This window comes from Rhodocytophaga rosea (assembly GCF_010119975.1).
In the GTDB taxonomy this organism is placed as follows: Bacteria; Bacteroidota; Bacteroidia; order Cytophagales; family 172606-1; genus Rhodocytophaga; species Rhodocytophaga rosea.
Window position 1 is genome coordinate 3,901,349 of record NZ_CP048222.1, and the last position, 22,291, is coordinate 3,923,639.

A 22,291-nucleotide genomic window follows, 5' to 3' on the forward strand; every position below is an offset into this window, starting at 1 on the left:
AAAATCAAATCATTGTTCAGATAACCCTTTCTCTTTTTTAACCTATGAGGAATATAGTTCTACTTTTGCTGCTTTTTAGCTTTCTTCCATTCTCATCTAAGGGAACGGCTCAACGGCCTGATCTGCTCATCTATCAAGGGGATACGCTAGCTTTATATGCAAACCCCTTGGAAGCTTACTATACTGAGCAAAATCCAAGGCCCAGGAATTTTGGGATAAACTCCTGTTGGAGCACTGCTTGCTGGAGAGGATACCAAGCCCTTTGGGAAATTAGAGAAGACCACTTATATCTGCTTGCCATTATGGATTGTTGTTATAGGAATGACTATAAAATCACTGCTACATCTCTTGACAGCCTTGAAGATAAACTGCCGGCAGAACTACTCATGAAATTATCTTCTTTACAAGGAGAAGAAATTGATGAATAACGATTGGAGGATAGATTAAAAAAGCAAATAGGCAAAAAGTATACAAATAGATACAAGTCTGTTATTGCAAAATATTCTCTGCTGCCAAGAAAAAACGCTGATCTTAAAAAGCTGTTTCCGGAGTTGTATCAAGAGGGGAAAGTAGAAGCGGGATGGTTTTCAGGGGATATAAAAATTCCTAAAGGCAAACTGTTGCGATATGTACACATGGGGTATATGTCGACCTATGAAAAAGAACTTGTGATTAGCATTGAAAATGGTCTTGTAATAGAAACGAATGAGTATGAAAATAAGCCTATTTCTTTACCTAAAGATTACCGCTTGATTACAGCCAATTCCTACTCTCTTTTTGCGCCAGGTGAATTTATTTCTTCTCAAGAGTCGCAACTATTTACTTTCTCTGATACAATTACTTTTAGTAATAGCGCTCAAAGCAAAAAGCTGGAGGCTATGGCAACCTTCAATGAAAAAAGGCTGGAAAAACGGCAAGGGAGCAGAAAGTAAAACTTTTGTTGGATTCTCTGCAAGATCATTATGGAAAAGAATATACTTTCAATGGTATCCATATCCAACAAGTCAGGTGGGGTATGGCAGGGTTATATAGATGGAAAAGCCAAAGAGGCGGATATGTTTATACGCCTTTATACCCTTGTGAACATCAACAGTCATATGATTCTATGGTATTTTCAGAAAGGAGATAATCAGGAGAAGTTTACAGATGAAGCGAATGTTGTTGCCGGTTCTGTTAAACTACTGGAATTTGGCTACTAGAATATGCATACTATAAAAGGATGAACAATTGCTTGTCCATCCTTCTACTTATAATGAGTTAGCTGTGAATTAATCGACAAGCAACCTGGTTACGGCAGCCGAGTTGATTGCCCATTCTTTGCTGTAGACTTCATCGGCTTGGGAGGTCTCCATGATCTGCAATTGCTGTGCTTCTGCCTTGATGGCCAATAACTCTCCAATACTTAATTTAGCTTCTAATTTAGCAAGCATAGTTTCTACATTCTTAGCATCCAGGTTCTGCACCACTTGCCCTGAGAAAGGTATTTCAAGCCAAATGATTTCTTTCTTTGCTACATCGAGCACACCAAACACCAAACCTTTGGTAAGTGAATGTGTCACTCTTACCTGATGCTGCACACAGGAAGGATCATAGGCCACACCTGTTCTCTCGGAGATTTTCATTGGAAATTTGCTGTTCATCCATCCTACAACAAGATTAGGCGTAATCGCTCCATAGCTATAGGCATTACAGGTAAAGCTCACATATTTTGCCCCGGCTTTTCTAAGTTCATTAATGTTGATTTCGATATACTCAGCAGTACCTACTTTGTCAGGAATGCTTCTGATATCTCCACTATGTTTACATCCTGTAGCCACTAAGTTGCTAAAAGAACAGATTTCTGCTCTTGTATCATATGCAATCTGGCAGCTTAGATCCATATCCAGATGCTGGGCAGGAAGGCCACTTCCCCATTGCATAAATAAACGCACAGTATCTCCTTCCACCTCAAACCTAGTTCCCATCAACGCGGAAGGCAGGCCTTGCACGGTTTCGCTTCGATCTCCAATGGAAAGGGGCATTTTATAAAGTATGGGATCGATGTAGATGGTTCGATTCTTAGTCTCAATAGCGGCAAAACGTTTTTGCATAGCCAGCTTACACAAGTCTGCAATGGCCGTTTTCATTTCCTCTAAGCCCTTTTCATCATATAAGGAAAGCATTCTGTTGGCCGGAACCTGTTTGCTAACTCCTCCCAATGGTTTAACGATTCTAGCGCCTTCTTTCTCAAAATAGATTTCTGCATACATATATAGCGTAAAAACCAAGCGGGCAGGTACCTGATCAATAACCTGTGAAAAAGCCTCAATCGGGGACTGCTTTCCAAACCAAAGCATGTTGGCAAACAAGGACCTGGCAAATAAGCCCGGACGCTGCTTTAGTAAGGAAAGGGTATTTTCTTCATCAGCACGCAAGCGATAGTAATTGACTCTTCCTTGCCATACCTCATAAACCTGGTTATAGAATATATCCAATACTTCTTTTAATTTCTCAAAGCCAGCCCGTTTGCTATATTCTGCTAGGCGAAAAGCTCGGATGAAACGCACCCACATTCCTCTTTTGGGGTGCATCATCTCACAGATGGTTTCAGCCTCTAGTGGAAGATTGTTCAACCAGGTAGCTACCATCAAACACTCTTTCCGGCTATATTTTAATTTCAAGTCTGCGATTGCTTTGCTTTTGGCCTGGGTACTTTTTCCTTCCATTAACCAGATATGCCTGTTATTGCTTTTAGCTCGTTTGATAATGGTTTTAGGTTCAATAATTTGCAAGAAACCAGTATGTTTAAACCACAAATAGCGCAAAATATCGGTAGGAGAAGTAAACAGACTTTGTGCTTTCTCTGGGCTATTCTGTGCAATCAGGATATCAAGCACCGCTATCAAAGTTTCTTTCATTCCAACCGATACCTGAGCAGGTATAGGAAACCGGGAAAGTAATATCTTCAAGCTATCCATTTGGGTAGCATCCAAAGCTGTTTTGGAGGAAAGCAGATCTTTGAAAAAAGTTTCTATCTCGTTTTCTCTCCACAATTCCAGTACTTTTAATTTACTACCCTGTGAATGATAGTCTATCTTACTAAACTCAAAAGGTGTTCCGCAGAAAGGACAGCCAGTATATCGTTCTAATGGGAAAGTGCCATAGGGAATGATATGTCCACACGCTAAGCGAGTACCACTTTCTTGAAACACATTGGCAAAGAAAGTAATAATATGATCAATCAGGTTTTCACCAGTAGGCGTATCCCAGCCTTTGACCAAAGGTGTCCAGTTTTTGTTCACACCCATCACCTGACGTAACTTTTCAAGCAAGTCTGCCTGAAAAGCAGGTGTAGTTCCATTTAAAGCGGTAAGTAGGGGCTCTGATACGCCAAAACCAAGCTTAGCTAAATTAGCCACTAGCAAAGAGGTATTTCCTTTGAGGGGTTGATGCGCTGTTTTTACGGCTGCTTGGGGAATAAAGACAGCTTTCTGGCGTAAACTGACAAGGAGTAATTGGTTCATAGACATAGTTATTGATTAATAAAAGGTAATGGTAGGGCTATTTTTCCAATAAAGATGAAGTAAGCCCTACTTGACCTAAAAAGAGAAGCAGATGGGATTCGAACCCATGACCCACGTGCCCCAAGCTAGAAGTAAGTTTCAATTGACCAACTAAGATAATGTTGAAACTAACGTTGCTCTACCGCTGAGCTACTGCTTCATATATAGATACAGGTAATTGAAAAAAGTTATTTTCGTGAAAGGAAAGGTGAAGTAACTTTTGCTTGACCTTGTATCTAATGAAACAAAATTGTAGCACACCTACGCAACCTTTTTGCATAGTAAAAAATATTTTATAATTAATTCTTCAGCGTTTAGTGTCAATGATTATCATTTCTTATTAAGAGAACTACCACAACAGCGGAATTCATGTAAGTTTTCTTCAGGGTCTGTTACTTTTTTTGAGTGAGGCTGATAAAAGGAAGGCATATACGATTGATCTGTATTTCCCCTAAATCATGCTTTTTCTTTATTCCTATTTCCTGGAGGTATTCCAGTATTTATTCTATGCTTAGATTTTTATTGCTATTCTTTTGCTTTTGTGTATGTAATATTCTTTTTATCTATGCTCAGGAACTTGATACAACCATGTGGCAGCCTAATGGACCTGTGTATTCTATTACTCGTAAGGCTAATACAATTTACCTGGGTGGGCAATTTAATTATATTGGTCCTGTTACTGGAGGTGGCGGGAGTATAGATACTAGTGGTGTAGCTAATAAAGAATTATATCCGCTGATAGAAGGTATTGTGTACACTTCTGTTTCAGACGGAAAGGGTGGCTGGTATATAGGGGGCAGTTTTTCTAAAGTAGGCAATATTCGCAGGTTAAATATTGCTCATATAAAAGCTGATAACACATTAGATATAAATTGGAATCCGGCAGTAAATGCTTCTGTATATAATCTCGCACTTTTGTCAGACAGACTGTTTATTCAGGGACATTTCACAACGATAGATGGTAAATCACGGTATACATTGGCCGCTTTAGATGCTATTACTGGAGAAGTAACAAAATGGAATCCACAAGTGTACTCCATCTACAAAATGGTTACAACAGGGAATACAATATACTTAGCAGGCAGTTTCGAAAGGGTAAATAATGTAGAACGGAAATACCTAGCCGCTTTAGATGCTACAACAGGCGAATTACTACCCTGGAATCCCGCACCTAATTCAACCGTAAGAACTTTACATTTGAAAGATAATATACTTTATGCAGGCGGTGATTTTAATCAAATCTGTGGAGAAGCTCGTAGGTACTTAGCTGCTATCGATATTTCTTCAGGTACGGCTACATCTTGGGCACCTACGATTAGTGGCCGAGTAACAGATATAACTGCTGGTGAAAACGCCATTTATATAGTAGGTCAATTTCTAGAGGTAAGTGATATGTTTAGAAAAAATATTGCTGCCATCGATATACATACAGGTGTTGCTACTTCCTGGTATCCCAATATAGATAATACTGTTAGTGCAATAGCTGTCTCAAAAAGTACTGTATACTTAGGTGGGTATTTTACCCAAGTAAACGGACAAGAAAAAAATAAATTAGCTGCTGTAGATCTTACCACAGGTAAGCTTAAAACTTGGAACGCTGCGATAGACAGTACAAATAAGACCGTTTATTCTATTACTATTTCAAATGATGAAATGTATATAGGAGGTAACTTTAAAAGCGTTGGCGGAAGACATACTGGTGGGTTGGCTGCAATGGATGCAATCTCTGGTAAAGCAACTCCCTGGAATCTCTTTGTCAATGATGATGTATATATAATTAAGATCTATAATAATACGGTTTATTTTGGGGGATATTTTACAAAAGTAAATGGGCAACAGCGGAGCAACTTAGCGGCAGTAGACTTACACACAGGTCTTTTAAAGTCTTGGGATCCGAATGTGTCTAGCTCTGTGACAGCCTTAGAAATAATAAATAATACAATCTATATAGGAGGACGATTTGATAGGGTAAGTAATCAACCCCGGTTAAACATTGCATCATTTGATTTATTATCTGGCTCATTAACTCCCTGGAATATTGGTAAAAGTAAATGGGGGTTTGTTAATTGTATGGCTGTTTCCGGTGACCTATTATATGTAGCGGGAGATTTTTATTATTTAGCCGATCAACAAAGAATCAATGTAGCTGCTATTGACACAAAGACAGGCGCTGTTACATCCTGGTATCCTAAAATAGAGTATGTAGCTAACCGTAGCATAACTGGATTAGGTGTTTCGGACAACACAGTATATATTTCTGGTAATTTTTTTACTATTAATGGAGTTGATAGAAAAAATATTGCTGCCATAGATGCTAGCACTGGTGAGCTTACTTCATGGTATCCAAATAAGGAAGATTATTGGATATGGGTAACCAAATTCGTTTTTTCTGAAGATAAAATATTTACTGGAGGCGCTTTTTATAGTTTAGGCGGACAACGTAACAGTTGTTTTACAATATTGGATAAAGTAAAGGCAGTAGCATTACCCTGGAATTATAGTGCAAATAATACAGTATCTGAAATAACTTTATTTGAAAATAATATATACATCGGAGGAATATTTACTCAAATAAGTGGAAAGCCTATCAAATACTTTGCAGCTTTTGGTAAGAGACCTAATAGCAAAAATGTCATAGCAGGAAGTACATTTATAGATAATAACCAAAATTGCAAAAAAGATTCCTCCGAAAATAACTTAAGCAATGTAATAATCACTGCAGAACCAGGTCCTTATTATGGCTATGCAGATGCACAAGGAAATTACTCCATAGCTGTAGATACAGGCACCTATACCGTTAAACAGATCCTACCAAATGGACAAGGTAAACTCATCACTCAACTTTGCCCACCTGATGGAGGAAGTCATACGGTGAATTTTAAAACATATAATGATACCATCCAAGATATCGATTTTGCTAATCAAGTTACTCTTTGCCCGAACTTGACAGTTGATGTTGCCTCAGACCGGAGAAGAAGATGCTTAACAAGCCGCACCCTGCTTAGTTATGCGAATACAGGTTTTGCCTCAGCAGCTAATGTAAAAGTGCACGTCAAGTTTCCTGCTTATGTGGTTCCGGTTAGTGCTAGCAAGGTCTACACAATCACACCTGATTCAGTGTATGTTTTTGACATCGGTACACTTGAAGTAAATCAAAGTGGCGTAATTACAATCATGGATTCTGTTCTGTGTGGTATACCTTCTATCCGGGGGCTTACCCAATGTACCAAAGCCTGGATTACTCCTGCCAACACCTGCCTACCAACTGATTCAAAGTGGGATAAGTCATATATTAATTTGCAAGCGGGCTGCAAAGACAATGGGGTAGTGAGAATGGCTATTTACAATCAAGGCTCAGAGCATATGGCCGATAGCAGCAATTTTAGAATTTATGCTGATGCAGTACTTGTTTTCAAGCATTCCTTCAAACTTTCCGTGGGAGACAGCTTGATCCTGCAAGTACCTGCTAACGGACAAACGCTCAGATTAGAGGTTGATCAGCGGCCATACCATCCCAAAGAACAAACCACTACCATTACAATTGAAGCATGTGGTAAGGATGAGAGTGGAAAAATAAGCAAGGGTTTTGTTACTCAATTGCCCGTAGAGAGCGAATCACCCGAGGTAGCTTTGGAATGTTTGCCTATCACTGATTCCTATGATCCTAATGATAAACTGGTTGTTCCCCAAGGTACCACAGCGAGCCATTACACTCCTTCAGGAAAGGCGCTAAACTATACTATCCGTTTTCAAAATACAGGCACAGATACTGCTTACAAAGTAATGGTTGTAGATACATTGGATGCTAATCTGGATGTTGCTACATTCAGTGTAAAAGCGGCTTCCCATCCTTATGAGTTTTCGGTTTCTGGCAAAGGCAGACCAGTACTTACTTTTACCTTTAATAACATCAACCTGCCAGATAGCAACCGCAACGAAGCCTTAAGTCATGGATATATTAAGTTCAATATCACACCTCACACTGCCATTGCACAGGGAACAGTAATAGAAAACCATGCAGACGTTTTCTTTGATTATAATCCTGTCATCCGGACTAACACAGTTACAAACACAATTTTTGATGTTCCCCAAACCATTCCAGTGGATAAAGAAACAAAAGTAGTCGTATGTAGCCAAGCGATCGATCCTTTTGCCGGCGAGAATCGCTTTGTTTGTGCACAGGATACAGTGGTGCTGCAAGGTGTTGCTCCTGATTTTGGCACAGGAACATGGCATCTACTCAAAGGAAGTGGCAAGATACAGGAAACGCATAATCCCAATTCCCTCATTACTGGTCTAGGCTATGGAGAGAATGTATTTGAATGGAGGACTCCTGCTAATACATGTACGATCGATTCTCTGACTAGCCAAGTGAGTATTACAAACTTTATTTTACCACTTGTAAAAGCAGTGAGTGCAGACAATACATGTGGAGAGGGAAGTGTAAAGCTAGTTGCTCATGGTGCAAGTGGATATAAATGGTATAGTAGCTTATCTGCTACAGAAGCCATTTCTACAGATTCTGTTTTTACAACCCCTGTTCTTTCCCAATCTACTACTTATTATGTTGCTGCTGTGGAATATGGCTGTGAAGGTCCAAAAGTGGCTGTTCAAGCCCAAATACAACCTCTCCTGCCAACACCTGTCATTTTACAAATATCAGCTGATAGCTTACACTGCAGCACGCAAGCATCAAGCTATGAATGGTTTTTGGATGATATTGCTTTAAAAGTTAATACACAGTCTATCAAAGTTGTTCAGGCGGGAGCATACACAGTAAAAGCTATTACCAATGCTTGTGACTCTTTACTTTCTGAAGCCTACACTTATGAAGTGTTACCCACAGGTATAACTGAAGAATCAACTTTGCATATAAAAATCTATCCTAATCCTGCACCCGGCCGATTCGCATTGCATATCGATTTAAAGAATGAAAAGCAGGTTCGGATAACTATTTATAATACTTTTGGAAGTGAAGTGTATACTAATAAATTTGAAACAACCAGTAACATGGTTGATAAAGAAATTGATTGTAGTACACTTGGCAAAGGTCTGTTTATTTTGAAAGTACAAAGTAAGAGCGGCACTTTAATTGAAAAACTGCTCATTCAATAAATTAGCTTTTTAAAGTCTCAACTCATTCTTCATGTGTTAAATGTAACAAAAGATGCTGTAGCAAGAAGAAAGAGCTGGAGAATTAGAAATTAAGTTTTACGCAGTTATTGGCTTTTGTGAATACAGAGCCTTTATTTTCTCTTTTACTTTCAGAAACAGATACGAATCATCAGGATCTAACTTATCCTGATTAGCTTCTACGAAATTAAGATACTCTTCGGATTCCTGTCAATAGCCTCTTTTGTAATTAGTAAGTGCTACATACAGGCACATAAACTATTATTTGTTGATTCTTTGAGTTTAGCTGCCTTATACAACAGATTCAGCCTCTTCTATTATCTTCCCCTATTCAATCAGCACTGACCTCCTGGTTCCATTCACAGAAGATCTCTTAAAGTCATTTTGTAAGACTATCTGGGAATAGTGATCAGCGAACTGAAGAGACTGCTCATCATTATAGAGCAGTTAGAGCCATGCTAAGGCATTGTTAATAAGAGCCCGGTAGGTTTTGTTGTGGAGAAGTGGTTCATAGATCTGTTTTAATAATAATTCTGCCTTCTCAAACTCATGAAGCTTTAAATGCAGATTAGCTATCCACCAAAAGCTAACCGGCTAGCGCAACGGACTTATGATGAGAATTTGTATGCGGACAGAAATAAAGTAGCGCGTTTCTTAAATCGAGTGAAACATTTCCGCATATTAGCTACCAGCTATGAAAAAACAGCCCGCAACTTTCTGACCTTCGGCACCTTGCCTGCTGTGTGATGCTAACTCTATAATGCATATCAACACAACCTAGTACTAGCATCACCTGAATTCTAAATTTACTGAACGCTTGTGTGGAATTTGGGATTAAAAAGTTTTTGTACAGTACTACTTCAATTTATGGCAATGCCATGGTACATGCCTCGCAAGCTGTATGGGTAGAAGAAAATCTGCTTCCTGACCCCAGAGATATCTACGACATTACCAAACTTACAGCTGAACTGCTGTGCCGGGACTTTTTTGAGAAAGAAGGGATAGAAACTACTGTACTCAGGGTTTCCAGATTTTGCCTGAGCTGGAAAATACCATCGTCATCCACCGCCTGTACCGGGGTTTAGACGAACGGGATGGAGCGGCTGCCCATGTACTGGCACTGGAGAAAAAAATGGATAGTTTTCAGATATTTAATGTTTCAGCCAAAAGCCCATTTCAACCGGAAGATATGACTGAGTTAAAAACCAATCCAAAACAGATAATTTTCAAATACTATCCAGAAGCAGAAATGTATTTCCATCAACGCATCTGGGTATTTCCTTCCTACATCGACCGGGTATATGTGGTAGATAAAGCCATTCAACTATTGGGATATCAGCCACAGCATAATTTCAAGCAACTGATACGTTGATTCTTCTTAGCAGGGATGAGTGTGTATAATTCTTTGAATTCTGTAAATTGCTTTGATTATTTATTATACAGTATTTTACCAACAACTAGCAATGAACAACCAATAACGAATCAGTAGAATTAGCCGGTTTATTGATTAAGAAAGGTATTTCATTCATTTTTCTGTCTGCTATGTATTGCCGTTCCTGCCTCATATGGATATTTTTCTGCTGTTTGCTTCCGGCGCAGGCACAAAACTTTCTTACGGCCAGCAAAAAAGGATTTCCTCTTATCACCAATTATACACCCAAAGAATACCAGGCACATGAACAAATCTGGGCAAGTGTGCAGGGGAAAGACAAACGTATGTATTTTGCCAACGGCGATGGTTTACTGGTGTATGATAATGAACATTGGGAAATGGTGTCACTTACCAATAAAAGCCATGTCCGTTCGATGGGGATTTCTTCAGATTCTACGTTGTACCTGGGCGGCGATGGTGAAATCGGTTATATCCATACCAATGAATATGGCCGGGTACAATACCATTCATTGGTAGATCAACTGCCTGAGAAAGAACGTACCTTCAGCCGGGTATGGACTACGGTGGAGATCAACAATCGGATGTATTTTCAGACCTATGAGAGAATGTTTATATGGGACGGGAAAAAATTTGAGGTACATTCATTACCAGCCAAAGTCTGGCGGACCTACTTTGTTAATGGCACCTTGTATGGCTCTATGGAAAACAAAGGCCTTGTCCGGTGGGAAAACAACCATTTTCAACAATTGCCTTATGGAGAATCTTTTGTTGGCTCTACGATACGGATGATTCTGCCTTTTTCTGGCAGTCGCCTGTTGGTTGGAACCGAGGATGGAAATTTATCTCTTTATGACCAAACTTCTGTGCAACCTTTTCATAATGACGCCAGTGCGGATCTCAAGCAATATGAAATCCGGAGCGGCAGCTGGCTGGATAGCGAACATATGGCCATCGGAAGTAATGGATTGTTTATAATAAACCGTGCTGGCAAACTGGTGCTTTCGCTGGATAAGGCAAGCGGCCTGTTTTCAGAGCAGATTCTGCATACCTATACAGATAACCAACAAAATCTCTGGCTGGGTACACAAGCAGGCATTTCAAAAGTATCCTTAGGGATGAATCTGAGCCTGATCGACCAACGTTCCGGACTGAGTGGCTCCATCGAACAAATTGTCAGCCATCAGGGGCAACTGGTGGTGGCCAGCAAAGAAGGCTTGTTCTTTGAGGAATCTGATCATCCTGTTTTCCGTAAGTTCAGCAAGGCCACTATTTTCCAGGACCGGGTCTGGGATTTATACTCCCATCCGGGTTCTTTATTAATTGGCTCTTCAGATGGATTGTTTGAATGGACGGATGGTAGATTCACTCAGTTAAACGATTACAATATTGCTGCTTCTTTATGTGCTTCAGCGCATAAAGATTTAGTATGGGCAAGCACCAATGAAGGTTGTGTCGCCTTACTCCATGAGAATGGTAAATGGCAGGAAGTAGGTAAAAAAGAAAAACTGACAGGTTCCATAAGATACATTGTGGAATACAAACCTGGAGAAGTCTGGCTGGGAAGCCGTGCGCAGGGCGTATACCGGCTCACTTATCCCTTACATTCTAATATACCGGATGTATCCAAAGGTACGATCACACAATTCAGTGTTTCAGCTGGTTTACCCCCAGGCGATGCCATTCCGTTTGTTATAGCAGGCCGTTTGTATGTAATGGTTGGCACAGACAAGCTACTCTATACTTTCGACCAGACCCAGGAGAAATTTGTTGCAACAACGGATATGAGTGCTTTGTTTGGGTTAGAAAACCGCAAAATATATCCCATGTACAGCGAAGAAAGCGGACGTAAACTGTGGCTTCGTTCTATAGACCCGGTTTCCGGGGCGAATCAGCTTATACAGGCTGAATGGCAGTCTGGTGGAAGTTATCATACAAAAAACTTCACTATTCCAGCTTATCTGTCCTCTTTCGAGAAAATATTGCTGGTCGCAAATAATCAGGCATTTTTCGGTGGATTGGATGGTATCCTGTGTCAGGAGTTACATGAGTCTGCTGATGTAGAAACCACACCTGTTCAACCCATTCTTACGGCTGTAACTTTACAGCAGCAACCCCTGGATTTTCTGGCAAATGGAAGGCAGTTAACATATGAGCAGAATGCGCAGTTGCGTTTTTCTTTTAGCGCTCCCTTTTTCTCCATTACTGACCAGATCCGCTACCAAACCAAGCTAATAGGTTTTGAGGACAAGTGGTCTGGCTGGAGTAAGGAGCCATTTAAAGAATATACCCATCTCTGGGAAGGAAGTTATGAATTGCAGGTACGGGCCATAAACGATTTTGGACAAGTAAGCCAGATAGCCAGCTGGTCGTTTGTAGTGAGTCCGCCCTGGTACCGGCAATTGTGGATCTATGGTGCTTATGTGCTCTGTTTCATTTCTTTAGTGTATGGCATCGCTACCTGGCGTTCGCTCCGGCTTGAAAAAGAAAATCTCCGGCTGGAACAAACTGTAGAACAACGTACAGCTGAAATTGCCAGCCAGCGGAACCAGTTACAGGAGCAATCTGAGAAACTCAAATCCCTGGATGCACTCAAATCCCGCTTTTTTGCTAATATCTCCCACGAATTCCGTACGCCTTTAACCCTGATTACTGGGCTCATTAAAAAGTATCAGAAACACGAGTTTTCCGACCCACAGCAGGAAGATTACCGCATTATTCTGCACAATGCTCACCGGCTTCTCCGGCTGATTAATCAGTTACTCGAACTGTCCAAACTGGAGGCTGGCAACACAAGGTTAGCCGCCAGAGAAACAGACATGACAGGATTTTTGCAGCGAATTATTTTTTCGTTTGCTTTCCTGGCCAGTCAGAAGAATATCACTTTTACCTTCAATAAAAAGCCGCTTTCCGCTGCATCTTCACTGATGCCAGTAAAACTTTATGTAGACCCGGAAAAGATGGAACAAGTGGTTATTAATCTGGTTGCCAATGCCATTAAATATACACCGCTGCAAGGCAAAGTAGATGTTTCCTTAGAAATTACCAGCAACCGTTTTCATATTCTGGTGCATAATACCGGACCTGGTATTGCGCCGGAAACCTTGCCTTATGTATTCGACCGTTTTTTCCAGGCTTCCGAAAATGGGTATTATGAAGGAACGGGTATTGGTCTGGCGCTGGTAAAAGAGCTGGTAGAACGGCACCAGGGAAATGTAAGTGTTGAAAGCGTACCTGAAGTGTTCACCTTGTTTACCGTAAGTTTGCCCATGGGAAAAGCACATTTATCAGCAGACGACCTGGCCAGAATAGATCTCACGGACATTCCATTGGAAGATAATCCGCTCAATGAAACACTCCTTGTACCAGTACACCCGCCTGAATCTTCTCCCAAAACTCTGGCAGATACTTCTAAACCTATGGTATTGGTCGTAGAAGACCATCCGGAACTGAGAAATTATATCTGCGAACAACTACAGTCTTTATACCAAGTGCAACAAGCAGAAGATGGAGAAGCCGGCTGGAAACTGGCCGAAGAAATGCTGCCTGACCTGGTACTGAGCGATGTAATGATGCCTCGCAGGAATGGCCTGGAATTATGTACGCTCCTCAAGACGAACGAAAAAACCAGCCATATTCCGGTTATTCTGCTTACAGCAAGGGCTTCTCAGGATAATAAGCTGGAAGGTCTGGAAACTGGTGCCGACGACTATTTAATCAAACCTTTCGATGCCAGGGAATTGCTGTTACGCATTGAAAACCTGATTAAAAGCCGGCAACAACTCCGTGAAAAATTCTCTGCTCAAGTATTACTGGAACCTTCCAGGGTATCTATGCCTTCGCAGCAGCAAGCATTCCTGGAAAAGCTCCACCTGGTTCTGGAAAAATACTTAGATGATGAACTGTTTGGCGTAGAAAAACTGGGTGAAGAACTTGGGATGAGCCGCTCACAGGTACATCGGAAAGTAAAAGCCATTACCAACCAGGCACCCAGTGACCTGATTAGGGCATACCGCTTACAACGTGCCGGAGAAATGATCCGGAAAGACATTGGCAACCTTTCTGAAATTGCTTATCAGACTGGATTCAGCAGCCTTTCGCATTTTAGCCGCAGTTTCCATGAAGCCTATGGTTGTTCGCCATCAGAGTATAAGAAAAAATACCAATCTTCTCCTTCCTAATCTGGCAGGCTGCTACCAATCAGCAAACTATTGACACCTGCCTGCAAGCAGGCTTATATAGAATACTTTTCTTTTGCAGCATAAGCTATTTGTTTTCATGCATAGAACTAAGTCTGCCGGGTTTCTTATCAGCCAGTTTATAAAAAAAGGAGGTGTAGTTTTTTTTGGTATCGCCTGCTACCTGTTGGTAAATGGAGCAGTATTTTACCTGATCGGATTTATCATCAATATTGGCGTACCCAAATCCATAGACGGTCCTGCTACAAAACCAATCATCGAATCTTTGTTGATTAATGTAGGCTTACTATTGCTTTTCGGGCTGCAGCACAGCATAATGGCCAGAAAAAGTTGGAAGGAGAAATATATGGCCTGGATTCCTACACCCCTACAACGGAGTGTATATGGCCTGGTTAGTGTAGCCATACTTGCATTGTTAATGTGGCAATGGTGCCCCCTGCCCACTGTTATATGGACCATCCACCATCCGGCGCTAAGAACGATAGTATATGGACTTTTTGTACTGGGCCTGAGTATTATGCTGTTGTCTACCTATCTGATTGATCATTATGAGCTGTTTGGTATCCGGCAGGTGTTGTTTTATGCCCAGGACAAAGATATGTTTCCCGAGCGGTTTAAAGCCCCCTGGCTGTATCAGTATGTGCGGCATCCCATGATGTTAGGATTTTTAATAGGCTTTTGGGCTACGCCTGAAATGACCGTGGGGCATCTGGTATTTGCGCTAGGAATGAGTGTATATATTCTGATAGGAATTTCTTATGAAGAAAAGGATCTGGTTCAGAAGTTTGGAAAACTATATATCCGCTACCGTTCCTTAGTGCCCAAAATCATTCCTGCTTTTTACGCTTACCGGAACAAACACAAAAACCTGCACTGATTTAAATAACCTGCATTCCTTCTCTCCCATATTCTCCATGAGAGTACAGCCTTTCATTAAAAGTACGCATAAGCCCAGTAGTATAGCCATAAGCGCTATGCTGATATAGGGAATGCATGCTTGTACAGAAAACGTTAATTCCAATACTTGTTTGAGCGATTGAAACACATTGCCGGCAGATGTAGAAGTCGATTGCAACGTTGCCTCTGCCTGAGGTTGCGTCTGCTGTATCGCTTCGGCCTGGCACTTCACATATTGCGGTTCCCAGTATGGAACCAGTTCATAAATACCCATTTGGATACGCTTTTAATTTGCACAATTTGATATTGCAAAGAAAAGGTATCCTTATGATTCAGGTTTTACATCTGGTAGCATCTTCTTTCATATTGGTGTCATGCAAATCCTTGCTGAAGCCAGCTTAAGATAAAAGTTTATCTCTGGCTGAAAACTTATGCAACCTATAAAATCAATTATTGCACACTATAGTGGGGCTTTTTTCAAGAGTATCGCTCTTTTTCTTTTATACACTTACCCATCCGTCGCAACAGGTTTGCGACCAGAATGCAAGCATTTGCTACTTCCTGTCAAATTAAAATGGGAAGGATACCAGCCAACCCTACGTGCTGCAACTATTCTACAACTCATTGACACAGCTATGAAAATAATTTTTTAGCAATAGCTGCACCTTTGTTCCGGTTGCTCACGGGCAAAATAACCGTGTCAGCCAAAGCCATTTTGCGAGTACTCCTTATTTCAATAATCAAAGTCCCGGAATGTTATGAAAATGACTCAGGTAATAATAATTCTATTGCTGCTTCAATATCCTGTTGTTTTCTCCAAAACATTCGCTAGCCTTCCTTTTCATTCAAACCTGTTTAAACTATATAATTCCTCTCCTATGCAAAACTCTATTCTCACTGACTGTTCTTATACTTTTAAGCCGGTACAAACGGCAACTGAATTATTACACATAGCGGCCTTGCAACACGAGAATCAACGGCGTAATCTGAGCCAGTCCGAACGCCAGCAGTATGGATTTATTAGTGCCGACTACAATTTTGATGTATTGATTCAAATGCATATGGCCGAACCTTCGCTGATCAGCAAATCAAACGACCAGCTTATCGCCTATTGTCTGGCTTTCCCTCCTCATTTATTGAAGAAAATTCCTGCGTTGCAGTATATGAGCCGTATATTAAATCAGGTGGATTACCAGGGCATGCCTCTTTCTATGTTTCATTATTTATTTGTAGGCCAGGTATGTATTGCCAAAGAATTCCGGGGACAAGGCATTTTCGACGATTTATACAGCATCTACAAAACTGCATACTCTTCCAGGTACGATATGGCCGTTACTGCCATTCCGAAAGAAAATCTGCGTTCTATGCGGGCACACCAGCGGGTAGGATTTCAGGAAATATGCACATTCGATCATTCATTCGATCCCTGGAGCCTGGTACTCTGCGACTGGAGGTGATCAGCTATAATAAGTTTATCTTCCAGTTATGTTTTATTAGTAATCTCTCCTTACTAATTTTAAGCTTTTAACTGCATGCTTCTTTTCCGGCAAAAAATTATCTGGTGTTCATTTTAGGTATCCGAAAGTATAGTTTATTTTGATGATGTAAATAGCAAGGGTTGCCAGCAAACTAATTTCTGCACCAATAGCTTACAGCAGGCTGGCCGGATCAGCAATATACTTTCATCATATACTAATTTATGGGAAAACAATTTGTCTCTATAGATTCTGCCACCCAGGTATTTATAGAAAACCAGAAACTATTCTTTGTAGCTACTGCCGGTTCAGGCAAAGTAAACCTTTCACCCAAAGGCATGGATACGCTCCGCATTCTGGATAGCAACCGGGTTGTGTGGCTAAATCTTACCGGAAGTGGAAACGAAACAGCTGCCCATTTGCTGGAATACAACCGCATTACCCTCATGTTCTGTGCCTTTGAGGGAAAACCTAATATTATCAGGCTGTATGGAAAAGCAAATGTATACCACCATAACGATCCACAATGGAATGAACTGATTCATTTGTTTCCTAAATTACCAGGTTCCAGGCAGATTATTGATGTACAGGTCGAATTGGTTCAATCTTCATGCGGTATGTCAGTTCCTTTTATGGCATACCAGGCCGAACGAGAAGATCTCAAACACTGGACAGAGAAACAGGGCGAAGACAGAATTAGAGAATACTGGGAACGCAAAAACGCAGTAAGCCTGGATGGCAAACCCAGCGGAATATCGTTGTAGGAATAATAGGAATCAGGGTATAATCGTATTTGATATAAACGACAAATCCGCAAGGTATTCAATACCTTGCGGATTTGTCGTTTATATTTAATTCCAATCAATACTTAGGAAGCTACATGCTTAAAAGTTTTGATTTTGTTATAGGCTTCTGCCACATCTGTGTATTGCCTTCTGACCAGAGACTCAATATTTGCAGGCAGATTACTGGTTTGCAATGCTTTTTCGTAGGCTTCTACAGCAGCTTTATCACCGGTCTGGCATTCAGCAAGTATCGCTTCGCTATCGCCGCCAGCTACAGCAGACTTAATATTGATCCAGCCTCTGTGCAGGGCACCGAGTACACTTTCACCGGCTTCTGGGTCACGGCCCAACAGATTGGCTTCTCTTTCAAGTTCAGCCGAAAACTGTGCTCTTTGCTGGGCATAGGCATGAAATAAAGTTTTGTATTCAGGATTTTCAATTTTGTCGGCAGCCAAACGGTAGCCATGGTTTCCGTCGTTATTGATCTCAATCAGGTTCTCAATTACAGACAGTGTATGTTTTCTGATATCTTCCATTTTCTTAAATTATTAGGTTGGTTTCCTTTCCTATACGCAATCTTTGAAAACAAGTTTTCCTCAATACACACTACCTTAGGCTGTAAGACAATTTTAACAGCCTGCCTGATAACGGGTTAATTATCCCTAGTTATTTTTACAGAACTGCAACTGGCTAGTCAGATTCTGGGCTGATTTCTTTCCCAGTGTAAGTCCGGCATCTACAGAAAATTTATAGTGAATACCTCCATACAAACGGGATATGCCTGCTTCTTTTGCTGCTTCTTCGAAGTTATTATAATGCCTTGGCGAAAAGCCTACATCACTATAGGTTTGGTCATCGAAGGAAATATTACTGCCCAGCGCTTCACTTAAAGCGGAAGCTGCGGCCATACACAGTGAAGAATGGCCAGATGGATATTCCGGATGATTAGGGTTCACAATGGCAGATGACCAGGCAGGCTGATTCATATATTTGCGGATATAGGTAACAGGCCGGATCAGGTTATAATTGTATTTTACCTGAAAACAATAAATAATGGCCTCATTTACCGCCATACACATTTTAGCATAGGCAACAGAACTTTCCAGTAAAGAGAGTTTTTTGTCAATAATGAGCTGTCTTAAAATAGCTGCAAAATGACCTGAGGCAGTATAATATTTTCCGTTAGGCAGATCTTCCCAGAAAGCAGCCGTAGTTTTTTGTGCTTCAGTCAGGTTTGCCACTACATCAGATACTTCTTTCACCGATGCATAAAAAGGAGATGAAGGATCTGAGGAAAAAGTAACAGGCGGTGTGGGAAGAATAGTAGTAATACTGCCTGGTACAAAGGTACGGTTGGTACCCAGGTATGGAACGGCAGCTGCTGCAAAGGCTGGAGGTGTTGGTTCCCATAAACCATCTCCTACGGGAAGCACATAGGGAGGGTGAACAGTAGTAAAACCATCTGTTTTTGCATAGTCTACAATGGCCTGCGCTATCTCTTTTCCGAAATTCGCACCGGCTGTAATTCCAGTTTGTGTATAGCCTTCAGTGGCAAAGTTTTGTACATATACATTTTCCAGAGAATCAATTCTCGCAATTCCTCCTGGTGTGTTGGCATAGAAAGTACGGAGTATACTGGCTAAAGCGGCATTGGCACTGGCAGACCAGCATACATCTTTGCCCTCCGGAGAAGCCAGTAATGAAGTAAGTCCTTGCAACTGACCGCTTAACGAACGGTAATGCTTATCACTGGGTACAATAGATTCATATAGGGCAAGACTGGTATAGGCAAACTGTCTGGTAACTCCAGGGGTGCCCAGGCCATTGGTGCTTCGGATCAGTTTGAGATGCAGGCTAATCCAGTCGGCTAACAAAGCTCCTTTTAAAGGCTTGCTTGTTGGTTTCCTTTCCTCGTCTTGCTTGTCGAAAAGTTCGCAACTGGTTAAAGTAAATGTCATAATAAAAATGAAGGCGATAGAGAAAATTCGGATTTTATTCATACTGATAAGTATAGAAATTAAGTGCGTTGATAAGTAATTTTAATTTTAAGGGTAGTATAAATTGTTATTGCCTCTTTCATTAAAAAGCAGGATTGGCTTACGTTTAAATTTGTTTTATTGGGTATAAGGGCATACTAATGCTTTCTACAACTATGGATGGCATCTTCCAACAGATGTAGGAAAGCGTTTATATAATCTGGATGATAAGATTTTAGTCAGGCAAAACGTGCTTAAGCTTACTTATATAGCATTGAGCATCTCACCTATTAAAATTCTCAGGCGTATACAGATTAGCTGCTAAGAATTACCTGCTAGCGACTGGTTGTTTTTTACGCTTTGGAAATTTTGTAAAAGGAATCAGCATCGGTGCAGACCGCTTATAATCTTTATATTTGATGCCAAAATGTTTGATCAGGTCATTTTCCTCAAATTGAATGGCAGTGAGCATATAGCCGGTTGTCATTAAGGCAAAAAACAAATGAGCTGCAGTCATGGTGGGAGTTGCCCAGAAAGCAATCATAAAGCCAAAATACAATGGGTGACGCACATATTTATAGAAAAGCGGTGTCCGGAAAGGAAGTGGCTTGTATTTTTCTCCCATGAAGTATAACCATACCTGCCGCAAGCCAAACAGATCAAAGTGATTGATCAGGAATGTGCTGACTAATACAATTCCGAAGCCTGACAGACATAAGAGCTTGAGCAGAAGTTGAACGCCATCGGCTTCTACCTGCCATATAATAATGCCCATAGGTTCCCATTTAGAAAAGAGCAGAATTAAACACAAACTGGCTAATAACACATAGGTACTCCGTTCAATAGGTTCAGGAACAAATTGGGTCCACCACCGCTTAAAAGCCGGACGAGCCATAATGCTATGTTGCAAGGCAAATAATGAAAGTAAGCCAGTATTGATCAGTACCGCCATTCCCAAAGGAGATTGTGGCTCACTATCTATATGTTTAGGCACACCAATGGTGCTCACAAAACCAACGGCATAACAAAAAGTGCCGAAGAAAATTACATAGGCAACAATGCCATAGAGCAAAAAGAGAGTCTTTTTCATAATGAATGCTGTGTAATAGGGTTAAAAATAGATAGATTCAGATGAGTGCTTATAGCAATGGGAAGAGTAGATAAACCCTATAAACTTCCAGCTCTGCTAAAGTCCCTGCTGATATAAATTTGCCGGCAAACTGTTTTTTCAGGTAGTTATTCAGTTTTTCAGCTGGTGAATATGTCTGTTGAGGAGTGAGGAAATTACTATCAGTCTGATTGAAAATTATTATAGCGATATTGTGCTGATCAGCCTGAAATATAGCCAGAGGATAGCTCAGGTAGGATAACAAAGGCTGTGTAACCCTGGTTTCTCCCTTTTGGATACTGAATAAAGGCTTACCAGGAGAAGTAATAGTAGTTTTACAATATGCCAAAGACAATATGAGCCCTATGCCCATACTTGCTAACAAGCGGCGTTTCATAAATGGAGTAAATAATTTACCTGGGGAGATTGCTGAGCGCAGGCTATTGCCCGGCAGGTGTATCAGAGGGACACAGTCCGGGTAGGAAGCCTGAACTGGTTCCCACCCATGATTGTGCATCTACACATAACAGAAATTTAAAAATTGCAGGCAGCCATGCACGGAGGATCGGGTGCTCAAAAGCTATACCTGTTTAGTAATTAGCCAGTTTATCAGATAATAACTTCGTATATAGGTTTTATTTGTACTTCCCTGCTTATTCCTGAGGATCAGCCGGAAATACGCCATTGCGAATCAAATTGCCTGTGAAGTAATGCTGGCTTTTCTCAGTGAGCGGGTGAAATTGTGCTCCCTGTACATCGCGGAATAATCGTTCGAGTTGCATATGACGGAAAAATCCCTGACCGCCTACAGTTTCCATGGCTTTATTTACGGTAGCAATACAGGCATTGGCTACCAATGTTTTGCGGATCAGGATCTGGTTACCTTGGTCGTTTACCGGCTGAAAATCAAATTCATTCACCAGCCGGATCATGTCCTGCCAGAGCACCTGAGCGGTCGTGAGTTGATTCTGCAATTCACCCAGCAAATATACGTTTGCAGCACTCTTTCTCGCTTTTTCGAAAGCAATCTGGGCAGCCCTTTCCGCAATACCTACATAGGCCGACATAATTAGGGGCATGGCTACAGTAAGGACTACATTCCAGAAAGGATGAAATTCTCCTTGCGGACGGGTAAGCGCAATGGCTGCATCAGGTACAAACACTTTTTCTAATTCAATGGTATGTGAACCAGTACCCCTCATGCCCATGGTATCCCAGTCATTTTTGATGGTAAGCCCTTTTGCGGAGAAAGGAACCGGAAAATGAAGTACTTGCGGGCCTTTTTCAGGATCAAGGTAACGGGCACTGGTTACCAGAATATTTCCTACAGGTGCCTGGCTTGCAAAATGCTTCCTGGCTGTAACCAAGTATCCGCCTTCCGTTTTTTCCATGATTCCTCTGGATGAAAGCCAGTCTCCGGCACCAGTACTTACCAGGATTAGTTGTTCACTTGCTACTTTTCGCAATAAAGCCTCCGCCGGCAATCCTTTTTTATATCTCCATATATTGGCAGCAATCAGGTGCTGGTGCATGGAGAAAGCAAGGGCCGTTGCTCCACAGGACTGAGCCATCTGACGGATGGCATTACACATCTCTGCATAAGAAGCGCCTCCACCTCCAAGCTCTTCAGGAATGGCCAGAGAGAAAAACTGATTTGATTTAAGCTGTTCATAGTTTTCAGACACAAACGTATTTGTCTGGTCGTACTGGCTGGCACGGTGGGCAAATTGTTCGCCGAGTTCTATAAGAGCATCCTGCCAGCGCACATTAGAAATTGTTTCCATAA

The 22,291-nt window shown here is 41.1% G+C and carries 18 protein-coding genes and 1 tRNA gene; 11 read left to right on the forward strand and 8 right to left on the reverse strand.

The genetic code is table 11. The features are described from left to right. Positions 1–44: 44 nt before the first annotated feature. The 3 genes from GXP67_RS16145 to GXP67_RS16155 are packed head-to-tail and all read left to right on the forward strand — an operon-like array spanning position 45 to position 1,199. Positions 45–428 (forward strand): hypothetical protein, encoded by a 384-nt coding sequence (locus GXP67_RS16145; RefSeq protein WP_162444077.1) that lies wholly within the window; start codon positions 45–47, stop codon positions 426–428. A 3-nt stretch (positions 429–431) separates the two neighbouring features. Next, positions 432–932, forward strand: a complete 501-nt coding sequence (locus tag GXP67_RS16150) for a hypothetical protein (RefSeq protein WP_162444078.1) — start codon at positions 432–434, stop codon at positions 930–932. 30 nt (positions 933–962) lie between these two features. Beyond that, positions 963–1,199 carry a hypothetical protein gene (locus GXP67_RS16155; RefSeq protein ID WP_162444079.1) on the forward strand — a complete coding sequence of 79 codons (237 nt, stop codon included), beginning with the start codon at positions 963–965 and terminating at the stop codon, positions 1,197–1,199. A 69-nt stretch (positions 1,200–1,268) separates the two neighbouring features. On the opposite strand, the gene GXP67_RS16160 is transcribed toward GXP67_RS16155, so the two are convergent. Both GXP67_RS16160 and GXP67_RS16165 read right to left on the reverse strand, forming a co-directional pair. Next, complete coding sequence (locus tag GXP67_RS16160) at positions 1,269–3,503, reverse strand: TerD family protein (protein WP_197901697.1); 2,235 nt, start codon at positions 3,501–3,503, stop codon at positions 1,269–1,271. A gap of 83 nt (positions 3,504–3,586) precedes the next feature. Beyond that, positions 3,587–3,702: transfer RNA gene (locus GXP67_RS16165), tRNA-OTHER, on the reverse strand. Positions 3,703–4,589: 887 nt separating this feature from the next. On the opposite strand from GXP67_RS16165, the gene GXP67_RS16170 reads away from it, so the two are divergent. The 6 genes from GXP67_RS16170 (at position 4,590) to mddA (GXP67_RS16195) (ending at position 15,141) form a co-directional block, all read left to right on the forward strand. Continuing rightward, positions 4,590–8,657, forward strand: a complete 4,068-nt coding sequence (locus GXP67_RS16170) for a DUF7619 domain-containing protein (RefSeq protein WP_232065286.1) — start codon at positions 4,590–4,592, stop codon at positions 8,655–8,657. A gap of 579 nt (positions 8,658–9,236) precedes the next feature. After that, positions 9,237–9,422, forward strand: a complete 186-nt coding sequence (locus tag GXP67_RS16175; RefSeq protein ID WP_162444082.1) for a transposase — start codon at positions 9,237–9,239, stop codon at positions 9,420–9,422. A 74-nt stretch (positions 9,423–9,496) separates the two neighbouring features. Further along, the gene (locus GXP67_RS16180) at positions 9,497–9,760 is read left to right on the forward strand and encodes an NAD-dependent epimerase/dehydratase family protein (RefSeq protein WP_162444083.1); all 264 of its coding nucleotides are present in this window, start codon (positions 9,497–9,499) and stop codon (positions 9,758–9,760) included. Beyond that, positions 9,709–10,047, forward strand: a complete 339-nt coding sequence (locus GXP67_RS16185; protein ID WP_162444084.1) for an NAD-dependent epimerase/dehydratase family protein — start codon at positions 9,709–9,711, stop codon at positions 10,045–10,047. The genes GXP67_RS16180 and GXP67_RS16185 overlap by 52 nt, the downstream gene beginning before the upstream one ends. Before the next feature lie 170 nt (positions 10,048–10,217). Next, entirely contained in the window at positions 10,218–14,246 is a 4,029-nt protein-coding gene (locus GXP67_RS16190; protein WP_162444085.1) for a hybrid sensor histidine kinase/response regulator transcription factor, read from the forward strand. 97 nt (positions 14,247–14,343) lie between these two features. Next, the gene (gene mddA, locus GXP67_RS16195; RefSeq protein WP_162444086.1) at positions 14,344–15,141 is read left to right on the forward strand and encodes a methanethiol S-methyltransferase; all 798 of its coding nucleotides are present in this window, start codon (positions 14,344–14,346) and stop codon (positions 15,139–15,141) included. On the opposite strand, the gene GXP67_RS16200 is transcribed toward mddA (GXP67_RS16195), so the two are convergent. Continuing rightward, a complete protein-coding gene (locus tag GXP67_RS16200) occupies positions 15,079–15,435 on the reverse strand; it encodes a hypothetical protein (protein WP_162444087.1) in 357 nt (118 codons plus the stop codon). The two genes, mddA (GXP67_RS16195) and GXP67_RS16200, sit on opposite strands and share 63 nt — an antisense overlap. A 604-nt stretch (positions 15,436–16,039) precedes the next feature. Between GXP67_RS16200 and GXP67_RS16205 the strand changes: the two genes are divergently transcribed. Continuing rightward, on the forward strand, positions 16,040–16,618 hold the full coding sequence (locus GXP67_RS16205) for a GNAT family N-acetyltransferase (protein ID WP_162444088.1): 579 nt from the start codon (positions 16,040–16,042) through the stop codon (positions 16,616–16,618). A 242-nt stretch (positions 16,619–16,860) separates the two neighbouring features. Beyond that, positions 16,861–17,400 carry a pyridoxamine 5'-phosphate oxidase family protein gene (locus tag GXP67_RS16210; RefSeq protein WP_162444089.1) on the forward strand — a complete coding sequence of 180 codons (540 nt, stop codon included), beginning with the start codon at positions 16,861–16,863 and terminating at the stop codon, positions 17,398–17,400. 104 nt (positions 17,401–17,504) lie between these two features. Here GXP67_RS16210 and GXP67_RS16215 read toward each other — a convergent pair whose 3' ends face one another. From GXP67_RS16215 to GXP67_RS16235, 5 genes are all read right to left on the reverse strand, one after another. Further along, complete coding sequence (locus tag GXP67_RS16215; protein ID WP_162444090.1) at positions 17,505–17,957, reverse strand: ferritin-like domain-containing protein; 453 nt, start codon at positions 17,955–17,957, stop codon at positions 17,505–17,507. 126 nt (positions 17,958–18,083) lie between these two features. Further along, positions 18,084–19,421: a vanadium-dependent haloperoxidase gene (locus GXP67_RS16220; RefSeq protein ID WP_162444091.1), complete on the reverse strand. Its 1,338-nt coding sequence runs from the start codon at positions 19,419–19,421 to the stop codon at positions 18,084–18,086. Positions 19,422–19,725: 304 nt separating this feature from the next. Continuing rightward, positions 19,726–20,487 carry a methanethiol S-methyltransferase gene (gene mddA, locus GXP67_RS16225; RefSeq protein WP_162444092.1) on the reverse strand — a complete coding sequence of 254 codons (762 nt, stop codon included), beginning with the start codon at positions 20,485–20,487 and terminating at the stop codon, positions 19,726–19,728. 49 nt (positions 20,488–20,536) lie between these two features. Next, positions 20,537–20,902: a hypothetical protein gene (locus tag GXP67_RS16230; protein ID WP_162444093.1), complete on the reverse strand. Its 366-nt coding sequence runs from the start codon at positions 20,900–20,902 to the stop codon at positions 20,537–20,539. 256 nt (positions 20,903–21,158) lie between these two features. Continuing rightward, the gene (locus GXP67_RS16235; RefSeq protein WP_162444094.1) at positions 21,159–22,289 is read right to left on the reverse strand and encodes an acyl-CoA dehydrogenase family protein; all 1,131 of its coding nucleotides are present in this window, start codon (positions 22,287–22,289) and stop codon (positions 21,159–21,161) included. Positions 22,290–22,291: the final 2 nt, after the last annotated feature.

What these genes read in the sequence shown, in the direction of transcription:
- GXP67_RS16145 (WP_162444077.1), top strand. Translation starts at nt 45, where the DNA reads ATGAGGAATATAGTTCTACTTTTGCTGCTTTTTAGCTTTCTTCCATTC.
- GXP67_RS16155 (WP_162444079.1), top strand. Translation starts at nt 963, where the DNA reads ATGGAAAAGAATATACTTTCAATGGTATCCATATCCAACAAGTCAGGT.
- GXP67_RS16160 (WP_197901697.1), bottom strand. Translation starts at nt 3,503, where the DNA reads ATGAACCAATTACTCCTTGTCAGTTTACGCCAGAAAGCTGTCTTTATT.
- GXP67_RS16170 (WP_232065286.1), top strand. Translation starts at nt 4,590, where the DNA reads ATGGTTACAACAGGGAATACAATATACTTAGCAGGCAGTTTCGAAAGG.
- GXP67_RS16175 (WP_162444082.1), top strand. Translation starts at nt 9,237, where the DNA reads ATGCAGATTAGCTATCCACCAAAAGCTAACCGGCTAGCGCAACGGACT.
- GXP67_RS16190 (WP_162444085.1), top strand. Translation starts at nt 10,218, where the DNA reads ATGTATTGCCGTTCCTGCCTCATATGGATATTTTTCTGCTGTTTGCTT.
- mddA (WP_162444086.1), top strand. Translation starts at nt 14,344, where the DNA reads ATGCATAGAACTAAGTCTGCCGGGTTTCTTATCAGCCAGTTTATAAAA.
- GXP67_RS16200 (WP_162444087.1), bottom strand. Translation starts at nt 15,435, where the DNA reads ATGGGTATTTATGAACTGGTTCCATACTGGGAACCGCAATATGTGAAG.
- GXP67_RS16205 (WP_162444088.1), top strand. Translation starts at nt 16,040, where the DNA reads ATGCAAAACTCTATTCTCACTGACTGTTCTTATACTTTTAAGCCGGTA.
- GXP67_RS16210 (WP_162444089.1), top strand. Translation starts at nt 16,861, where the DNA reads ATGGGAAAACAATTTGTCTCTATAGATTCTGCCACCCAGGTATTTATA.
- GXP67_RS16215 (WP_162444090.1), bottom strand. Translation starts at nt 17,957, where the DNA reads ATGGAAGATATCAGAAAACATACACTGTCTGTAATTGAGAACCTGATT.
- GXP67_RS16220 (WP_162444091.1), bottom strand. Translation starts at nt 19,421, where the DNA reads ATGAATAAAATCCGAATTTTCTCTATCGCCTTCATTTTTATTATGACA.
- mddA (WP_162444092.1), bottom strand. Translation starts at nt 20,487, where the DNA reads ATGAAAAAGACTCTCTTTTTGCTCTATGGCATTGTTGCCTATGTAATT.
- GXP67_RS16230 (WP_162444093.1), bottom strand. Translation starts at nt 20,902, where the DNA reads ATGAAACGCCGCTTGTTAGCAAGTATGGGCATAGGGCTCATATTGTCT.
- GXP67_RS16235 (WP_162444094.1), bottom strand. Translation starts at nt 22,289, where the DNA reads ATGGAAACAATTTCTAATGTGCGCTGGCAGGATGCTCTTATAGAACTC.